The organism is Mycobacterium sp. (genome assembly GCF_049673265.1).
In the GTDB taxonomy this organism is placed as follows: Bacteria; Actinomycetota; Actinomycetes; order Mycobacteriales; family Mycobacteriaceae; genus Mycobacterium.
On sequence record NZ_JBATXN010000582.1, the window covers coordinates 1 to 2,184 of the forward strand.

3 protein-coding genes and 1 pseudogene are annotated in these 2,184 nt (G+C 64.9%); 2 read left to right on the top strand and 2 right to left on the bottom strand.

What is annotated here, in order from left to right; genetic code table 11:
- Positions 1-117 precede the first annotated feature (117 nt).
- The gene (locus WBF82_RS19820; RefSeq protein ID WP_424384646.1) at positions 118-633 is read left to right on the top strand and encodes a DUF6328 family protein; all 516 of its coding nucleotides are present in this window, start codon (positions 118-120) and stop codon (positions 631-633) included.
- Positions 634-695: 62 nt separating this feature from the next.
- Positions 696-1,580 (top strand): DoxX family membrane protein, encoded by an 885-nt coding sequence (locus WBF82_RS19825; RefSeq protein ID WP_424384647.1) that lies wholly within the window; start codon positions 696-698, stop codon positions 1,578-1,580.
- Here WBF82_RS19825 and WBF82_RS19830 read toward each other — a convergent pair.
- Together WBF82_RS19830 and WBF82_RS19835 are read right to left on the bottom strand one after the other, a co-directional pair.
- Positions 1,558-1,974, bottom strand: a complete 417-nt coding sequence (locus tag WBF82_RS19830) for a DUF2784 domain-containing protein (protein ID WP_424384648.1) — start codon at positions 1,972-1,974, stop codon at positions 1,558-1,560. The genes WBF82_RS19825 and WBF82_RS19830 overlap by 23 nt on opposite strands.
- Positions 1,975-1,993: 19 nt before the next feature.
- Positions 1,994-2,184 (bottom strand): annotated as a pseudogene (locus tag WBF82_RS19835) (gluconokinase); the annotation flags it as partial.

Sequence of the window (2,184 nt, forward strand, 5' to 3'; positions counted from 1 at the left end):
CTGGTGCGCGCCGGCATGGGATATGCCACCTACCCGCAGATCGCCGAACGGCTGGAGACATCGGCGCGGCTGCTGTTAGCCGGTGGCAGCGGCCGCCGGCTGGCATGATCAACGGCCATGGACGTCGTCGATCACCCTGAACGCGACCAAAGCTGGGATTCCACGGAGCGCTCTGAGACCGAAATCCAACGATTAGACCGTAATTGGATCAGCCTCCTGCAGGAGTTGCGGGTGGTTCAGACCGGCGTCCAATTGCTGACCGGTTTCTTGTTGACGTTGCCCTTCCAGCAGCGCTTCGAGACCCTGAACACGACGATGCGGGTGATCTATCTGGCAACAGTTGGCTGCTCCATCGGCGCCACCGTGCTGTTGGAGGCTCCGGTGGCAATGCACCGCTTGCTGTTTCGTCGGCATCGAATCCAATTCGTCGTCTCCGCCGCACATCGGTTCGCTTACGCCGGGCTATTGCTGATGGGTTTGTCGCTTACCGGCGTAGCTGTGGTCATTTTCAGCGCGGTGGCTGGTCCAGGAGCGGGCGCCATCGCCGGAGCCTGCGCGGTGACGGCTCAACTCGGTCTCTGGGTGCTGTTGCCGCTGCGGCTGCGCCATGAAGCGCCCCCGGCGACGGAATAGGTGAAGCGCCGGCGATAGGCAGGCGCGGTTTGCGCAGTGGGGAACCCGGGAACACAGCGGCCATGTTGATCCGAAGAATCGCTCGTCCGTTGCTGTCTGCCGTCTTCATCGGCCAAGGTGTCGAGACATTGCGAAACCCCAAGGTCACCGTTGATGCCACCGAACCCACCATGGCGGCCTTACGCACGCTGCCGGATCCCGTCGGGACCAAGGTTCCCTCGGATCCCGAGACGGCGGCCCGGATAAACGCCGCCGTCCAAGTCGGCGGCGGTCTATTGCTCGCCACTGGCAAAATGCCGCGGATCGCCTCGGCAGCGCTCGCGTTCACTGTGATACCGGGCAGCCTTGGCGCACACCTGTTTTGGACGGAGAGCGACCCGGAGCGCAAAGCGCAGAAGCGCCGCGATCTGCTCACCGACCTGAGCCTGTTAGGTGGGCTGATCATTGCGTCGGCCGACACCGCGGGCAAGCCGTCGTTGGGATGGCGTGGGCGACAAGCGGCCGAGCGGATCTCGGAGGCGCTCTCGCTGGATGGCTCCGACAGCAGCTTCCTTGATTCCGAGCTGGGCGAACGAATAGCGCACGGGCTTCAGGCGGGTGCCGAGCGTGGCCGGGAACTGGCCAGCACGGCCGCCGAGAAAAGCGAGCCGCTGGTCGAGGCAGCTCGCAAACGCGGCGGCGAACTGATCAGCACTGCCGGCGAGAAGAGCGCGCCCGTGGTGAAAGCAGCGCGCAAACGCGCACGTAAGCGCGGCAAGCAACTGGCGGAAATTGCGCGCGAACGCGGCGCCGAACTGGCCGAAACCGCCCGCGAACGCGGCGCGGACTACGGGGAACGCGCCCGCGAACGCAGTGCCGAGTTGGCCGCCGAACTAGCCGACACCGCCCGCGAACGCGGCGGTGAATTGGCCGCCCGCGGACGGCTCAAAGCTCGCCGCTGGCGCTGATCCGCCGACGGCGTCCATACAGCGCCCAGGACACCGCGACCATTCCGAAGACCACAACCGGTACCCCGCCGGCCCAGCTGGCCGGATAAATCACGCCCGCGATGTAGTGGGCGATGAAGCCGTCCGGTGGCAGTGGCGCCAGCCCGGCTTTCGCGCGGCCCCACCGCTCCAGCCAGGTCAATGGACACTCCAGCTGCCCGACGGTGATCGCGATCCCCCACAGCGTTGCCATCACGTGCAGCCAGATGGTGCGGCGCCAGCGCAACGCGATGAACCCACCGACGACGAGGTAGCAGAGAAACGCGACGTGTCCCACGACGACAAGTGCGACCACGATTTGATACATCGCCAGCCCCGTGTGCCATGTGTTTTGCCGTGCTGAATAGACCATCATGCTAGCGCCACCGCGGTGGTCAAGAACTGAGCAGATAGTTCACAAATCTTTCGACGATGTCGTCCACGCTCGATTCGACGTCCAGGGCTATCCCGTGCTCGTCGGACGCCAGCGGTTCCAAAATGTCGAACTGCGATTTCACCAATGCCGACGGCATGAAGTGGCCCGGCCTACCGGCTTGTCGGCGACCGATCACGTCCGGTGAACCGG

Excerpts from the sequence above, each read along its gene's own strand:
- WBF82_RS19830 (WP_424384648.1), bottom strand. The coding sequence starts at position 1,974 with ATGATGGTCTATTCAGCACGGCAAAACACATGGCACACGGGGCTGGCG.
- WBF82_RS19820 (WP_424384646.1), top strand. The coding sequence starts at position 118 with ATGGACGTCGTCGATCACCCTGAACGCGACCAAAGCTGGGATTCCACG.
- WBF82_RS19825 (WP_424384647.1), top strand. The coding sequence starts at position 696 with ATGTTGATCCGAAGAATCGCTCGTCCGTTGCTGTCTGCCGTCTTCATC.